The organism is Marinobacter sp., assembly GCF_035268745.1.
Classification (GTDB): domain Bacteria; phylum Pseudomonadota; class Gammaproteobacteria; order Pseudomonadales; family Oleiphilaceae; genus Marinobacter.
Map to the genome: position 1 here is coordinate 1 of NZ_DATFKH010000101.1, position 6,067 is coordinate 6,067.

Annotated in this window: 5 protein-coding genes; 2 read left to right on the forward strand and 3 right to left on the reverse strand. The window is 57.6% G+C overall.

Going from position 1 to position 6,067, the window contains the following annotated elements:
- The 3 genes from dapC to map form a co-directional block, all read right to left on the reverse strand.
- Positions 1 to 1,115, reverse strand: a 1,115-nt coding sequence (gene dapC / locus VJ956_RS08010) for a succinyldiaminopimelate transaminase (protein WP_324083622.1), incomplete at its 3' end; no start/stop codon positions are given.
- Positions 1,112 to 3,775 carry a [protein-PII] uridylyltransferase gene (locus tag VJ956_RS08015; protein WP_324083623.1) on the reverse strand — a complete coding sequence of 888 codons (2,664 nt, stop codon included), beginning with the start codon at positions 3,773 to 3,775 and terminating at the stop codon, positions 1,112 to 1,114. The genes VJ956_RS08015 and dapC, both read right to left, overlap by 4 nt.
- Positions 3,776 to 4,546: a type I methionyl aminopeptidase gene (gene map, locus VJ956_RS08020; protein WP_324083625.1), complete on the reverse strand. Its 771-nt coding sequence runs from the start codon at positions 4,544 to 4,546 to the stop codon at positions 3,776 to 3,778. It abuts the gene before it with no gap.
- A gap of 270 nt (positions 4,547 to 4,816) precedes the next feature.
- Between map and rpsB the strand changes: the two genes are divergently transcribed.
- Together rpsB and tsf are read left to right on the forward strand one after the other, a co-directional pair.
- Positions 4,817 to 5,566: a 30S ribosomal protein S2 gene (rpsB, locus tag VJ956_RS08025; RefSeq protein WP_324083627.1), complete on the forward strand. Its 750-nt coding sequence runs from the start codon at positions 4,817 to 4,819 to the stop codon at positions 5,564 to 5,566.
- A gap of 39 nt (positions 5,567 to 5,605) precedes the next feature.
- A partial coding sequence (gene tsf / locus VJ956_RS08030; protein ID WP_324083629.1) for a translation elongation factor Ts occupies positions 5,606 to 6,067 on the forward strand: 462 nt, incomplete at its 3' end.

A 6,067-nucleotide genomic window follows, 5' to 3' on the forward strand; every position in this document is an offset into this window, starting at 1 on the left:
CGGTTTTCGCCGGGGTTGTGGCCATCGACTGTGCGTGACAGATAACGGCCGGGCAGCACATGCACATTCTGCTGGGCTGAAAGTTCGCGGGCAAAGGTTTCGTCATCGAAGGGGGTTTCCGGCCAGAGATAGAAACCGGCGTCGGGAAAATCAACCTTCATGGCCTCACGCAGCACCGGTACCACAGCTGCAAACTTCGCGCGGTAGGCGGCCCGGTTTTCCCGCACATGGGCTTCGTCCTCCCAGGCCACGATGCTGGCAAGCTGATTATGCAGGGGCATGGCACAGCCATGGTAGGTCCGGTATTTCAGGAAGCCCGCCAGGACATCGGCATCGCCGGCGACAAACCCGGAGCGCAGACCGGGCAGGTTGCTGCGCTTGGACAGACTGTGGAACACCACGCACCGGGCATAATCATTGCGGCCGATGGCGGCGCAGGTCTGCAGCAGACCCTCCGGTGGCCTGTCTTCATCCGGATAGAGTTCGGAATAGCATTCGTCGGAGGCCACCACGAAATCGTATCTGTCCGCAAGTTCGATGACTCTGGTCAGGGTCTCCCTGGCGATGACAGAACCACTGGGGTTGCCGGGCGAGCACAGAAACAGCAACTGACACTTTTCCCATACCGCAGCCGGAACCTGGTCAAAATCCGGAATAAAATCCCGCTCGGCGCTGCAGGCCAGATAGTGTGGCGTTGCCCCCGCCAGCAATGCAGCACCTTCATAGACCTGATAGAACGGATTGGGGCTCACCACCAGTGCCGGCCGGCTGTTGTCGATGACCGCCTGCACCAGCGAGAAGATGCCCTCGCGGGTTCCGTTCACCGGCAGAATGTTGTGTTCGGCGGTGAGCGACCCGGGCTCGAGGTTAAAACGCCGCGTGGCCCAGCCGGCAATGGTCTGGCGCAGTTCGTCAGTGCCTTTGGTGCCGGGATAATTGGCCAGCCTGTCGAGGTTGTCGGCAATCACCTGCTTCACGAAGCCAGGTGAGGGGTGTTTGGGTTCGCCGATGCCCAGGGAAATGGAACTGAGGTGCTCCGGTGCCTGAATGCCGGCTTTCAGTTTCGCCAGTTTCTCGAACGGGTAGGGGTGCAACCGGTCCAGATCGGGATTCATGAAATTTCGTCCAGCATTTTGCACAGGTCCTGCTGCAGTGAGTGGCAGGCTTCGGAATCATGGATCGGATCGCCATGTTCATCAGTGACGAAAAACACGTCCTCGACCCGTTCCCCCAGAGTCGCAATTTTGGCGTTGGTCAGCCGGACCCGATGTTCCAGCAGGGTCTGTCCCACCCTTGCCAGCAGGCCCGGGCGGTCCGGGGTGATCACTTCCATGATTGTGCGCTGATTGACGGTATCGTTGTATAGCGTTACCTCGCTAGGAAACGCAAAATGCTTGAGCTGGCGCGGTATGCGGCGGTGGATGATATCCGGGTAATCGGCGGGATCGTCCAGTTCCTCAATCAACCGTCGGTGCACCCGCTCCTTGCGCGCGGGATCAACGCCCAGGGGCTTGTGTTTCTCATCCAGCACAATGTAGGAACTGACCGAGCGGGGGCCATTGCCCGAGCTGATCCGGGCATCCACGATGTTCAGGTTGAGCTGCTCCAGCACCGCCGTGGTGGCTGCAAACAGGTCAATGCGATCGTTCATGTAGATGATGATCTGGGAGTAGCCATCCGTTGGCCCGCCGCGGGTGTCACGAATCATGACCAGCGGATTGGGGTCGTCGCCGTGGCGGATAATGGCGGCGGTCTGCCAGGCGATATCCACGGTGGAGTCCTGGAGGAAGTAGTCCTCGTCCATGGTTTCCCATACCCGGTCAATCTGCTCGTCGGTCATATTCTGGGCGTACAGGATCTCCCGGGCTTCGGCCTGGGTCGCGCGGATCCATTCATGCCGGTCCACCGGGGTCTGGGAATTGCGCCGCAGCGCCCGTTTGGCCTCGATATAAAGCTGGCGCAGGAGCGATGCCCGCCAGGTATTCCAGAGTTTCGGATTGGTGGCGCTGATATCGCACACCGTCAGCACGTAGAGGTAATCCAGATGCACCTGGCTGGGGACCGCCTCGGCAAACGCGAAGATGATGTCCGGGTCCGAGATGTCCCTGCGCTGGGCGGTGATGGACATCAGCAGATGGTTTTCCACCAGCCAGGATGCAAGCTGGGTATCCCGGTCGCTGAGATGATGGCGCTGGCAGAAGGCCTCTGCATCGACGGCGCCAAGCTCGGAATGGTCACCGCCCCGGCCTTTGGCAACGTCATGGAAGAGACCGGCGATGTAGAGTGTTTCCAGTTTCGGCAGATGATGGATCAGCCGTGACGCCAGAGGGTAGTCATGACGACGTTCGACGCTGTCGAGCTGGATCATGTTGCGGATCACCCGCAGGGTGTGAGTGTCCACGGTATAGATATGGAACAGGTCGTACTGCATCTGACCAATGATCTGCCCGAACTCCGGAAGGTAGCGCCCCAGCACATTGTACTTTTTCATCGCCGAGAGGGTCTGATCAAGGTTGTGCGGTGTTCTCAGCAGCTCCATGAACAGTGAGGTGACGGCAAGGTCAGAACGGAAAGCGTCGTCAATCAGGTGGCGGTGTGCCCGCAGGGAGCGGATGGTCGTTGCCCGGATACCCTTGACCTCAGGGTGCTGGGCCATCAATACGAAAATTTCCATGATGGCGTAGGGCGAGTAGGCGAATACCTGGTTGTTGACGGCTTCCAGGTAAAAATTGCGGATCTGGAAGCGCTTGTTCAGGGGCACGACGTCGTCGTCGTTACCGGCACCGATAATGGCCTCATCGTAATACTGGAGAATCACATCCGTGAGCTCTGCCAGCGCCAGTACCGTTCGATAATAGGCCTGCATCATCAATTCGACGCCCAGGCGCTTGCCCTGATCCCGGTACCCGAGCATTTTTGCCAGCGCTCTCTGATGGTCGAACAGCAGCCGGTTTTCATTGCGGTCGGCAATCAGTTGCAGGCCATACCGGACTTGCCAGAGAAAAGTCTCGCACTTCAGCAGGATCTGGTGTTCCTCTTCAGTGATGACATTGAAGCGGATCAGCTCGGCTATGTTCTGCACGCCAAAGTGTCGCTTGGTGATCCAGCCGATGGTCTGTATGTCCCTGAGCGCCCCTGGCGAGCCTTTGACATTCGGCTCCAGGTTGTATTCGGTATCACCGTATTTGCCATGGCGTTTTTTCTGTTCTTCCCGCTTGGCGACAAAATAATCAATATCACTGCTGACTTCGTCCGAATAAACCTTCCTGCTGAGTTCTGCGCGCAGGTCATCCGGCCCGGCAACGGTGCGGGTTTCCAGCAGGTTGGTGAGGATGGTGACGTCGTTGCGGGCCGCGGCAACGCTTTCTTCAATGCTGCGGACACTGTGGCCAATGTCGAGCTTCAGATCCCATAACAGTGTCACGAAGGCGCCGAGATCCTCCTGCCAGGATTCATCAATGCCATTGCGGGTGAGAATCAGCAGGTCAATATCGGAATGGGGATGAAGCTCACCCCGGCCGTAGCCCCCGACCGCAATCAGCGAGATGTCCGGGGACCGGGCGAAGGTATAGCGGTTCCAGATCAGCGCGAGCACCCGGTCGACGGTGTGAGAGCGCGACCGCACCAGAGCGCGCACATCGACTTCGGCGCCCTCCCGGGACCGCTGCTGGAATGCCTCTGCGTCCGCCCGGTAATCTGCTTCCAGCAGTTCACGTGCCGCTACCACTGGCGAGCGGTCCTGACTGACTCTGGTTTCAAGCTGGATGGTTTCCACCTAGAACGTCTCATCCGGACGACGGGTCAGCACTTCATGACCATCGGCGGTCACCAGAATCGTGTGCTCCCACTGGGCGGAGAGTTTGTGATCCTTGGTAACAACGGTCCAGCCGTCGGGTAACAGCTTGGTGTGATACTTGCCCTGATTGATCATCGGCTCGATTGTGAACGTCATGCCTTCTTCCAGTTCCATGCCAGCACCGGGTTTACCGTAGTGCATCACCTGGGGGTCCTCGTGAAACACCCGCCCGATGCCGTGCCCGCAATACTCCCGGACCACCGAATAGCGGTGTTTCTCGGCGTGTTCCTGGATAACGTGGCCGATGTCCCCCAGACGGGCGCCGGGTCTGACCAGCTCTATACCTTTATACAGGCATTCCCGGGTGATCTGGATCAGGCGCTCGGATCCGGGTTTGGGTTTGCCGACAATGAACATCTTGCTGGTATCACCGTGGAAGCCGTCTTTGATAACCGTTACGTCGATATTCATGATATCGCCGTCCTTGAGAACCTTTTTATCGGACGGAATGCCGTGACAGACCACATGATTCACCGAGGTGCAGACGGATTTGGGGAACCCCTTATAGTTGAGAGGCGCAGGAATGCAGTGCTGCTCGTTGACGATGTAATCGTGGCAGATGGTGTCAAGCTCCTCGGTACTGACGCCCGCCCGCACGTGTTCACCAATCATTTCCAGTACGTCCGCCGCCAGCTTGCCGGCCACCCGCATCTTTTCGATTTCGTCCGGAGTCTTGATCGTTACCGTCATTGGGTTTCCCGTTGATTCAAACCAGACAGCTATTTTAGGGGGGAGTGCGGCAGGGTACAAGGAAGGGCCGTTCAAACGGACGTTCGGGCAGAGAAATTAATGGAATCCGGCGGCCAGTTTGTGGTATAAACGCGCCCGCTGGAATCAATTCCGGCAAATTCGCACACACGTCAGCACGTTGTCCCAGGGTGCCTGCTTCTGTCTGAAGAAGCCTGGTTGGGGCAATCGGACGTGTGGAGGACTAACCCGAAGCTAAACAAGGTAATTATCATGGCTCAGGTAAACATGCGTGACCTGCTGAAGGCAGGCGCTCACTTTGGTCACCAGACACGCTACTGGAACCCCAAAATGTCGAAGTTCATCTTCGGCGCCCGTAACAAGATTCACATCATCAACCTTGAACAGACTGTCCCGGCGATGAACGAGGCACTGAACTTCGTGCAGAATCTCGCCAACAGCAAGAACAAGATCCTGTTCGTCGGCACCAAGCGCGCTGCCGCCAAGATCATCAAGGAAGAAGCACTGCGTGCCAACCAGCCTTACGTGAACCATCGCTGGCTCGGCGGCATGCTGACCAACTACAAAACCATCCGTCAGTCGATCCGTCGCTACCGTGACCTGGAAGCCCAGAGTCAGGACGGCACCTTTGACAAGCTGACCAAGAAAGAAGCCCTTGATCGCAGCCGCGAGATGGACCGCCTTGAGCGTTCAATCGGTGGTATCAAGGATATGGGTGGCCTGCCGGACGCCATGTTCGTTATCGACGTCGATCACGAGCGGATTGCTATCAAGGAAGCCAACAAGCTGGGTATCCCGGTCATTGGTGTGGTTGATACCAACAGCGACCCGGATGGCGTTGATTACGTGATCCCGGGTAATGACGACGCTATCCGCGCTATCCAGATTTACGTTCAGGCGATTGCCGACACCTGTATCGAGGCGTCCCAGACTGCCGGCGGCGCTGACGAATTTGTCGAAGTCAGCGAAAGTGCCGAAGGTGCTGCCCCGGCAGCCGAGTAATCGTCCTATTGGAATTCGTAACAGTTAAGAGGAATGAACATGGCTGCAATTACTGCTGCAATGGTCAAAGAACTGCGTGATCGTACCGGCCTTGGCATGATGGAGTGCAAAAAAGCACTGGTCGAGGCTGATGGAAGTGTTGATGCAGCAATCGAAGAGCTGCGCAAGTCCTCCGGCCTCAAGGCTGCCAAGAAGGCAGGCCGCACGGCGGCTGAAGGTGTTTCACTGATCCGGGTGTCGGAGGACAATACCGTCGCCTACATTCTGGAAGTGAACTCGGAAACCGACTTTGTTGCCCGTGACGACAACTTCATGAACTTTGCCAATGAATTGCTGGACGTCGCTTTTGACAAGGGGGTGACTGACGTTGAATCCCTCATGGCAGGCGAACTGGAAAGCAAGCGTGAGGCACTGGTTCAGAAGATTGGCGAGAACGTCACCGTGCGCCGGATCGTTCGGGTAGAGGGCCCGGTGGTCGGCGGTTACGTTCACAGCAACAAC

Bases quoted from the DNA above. Each gene is read 5' to 3' on its own strand.
- map (WP_324083625.1), bottom strand. From the start codon at position 4,546: ATGACGGTAACGATCAAGACTCCGGACGAAATCGAAAAGATGCGGGTG.
- rpsB (WP_324083627.1), top strand. From the start codon at position 4,817: ATGGCTCAGGTAAACATGCGTGACCTGCTGAAGGCAGGCGCTCACTTT.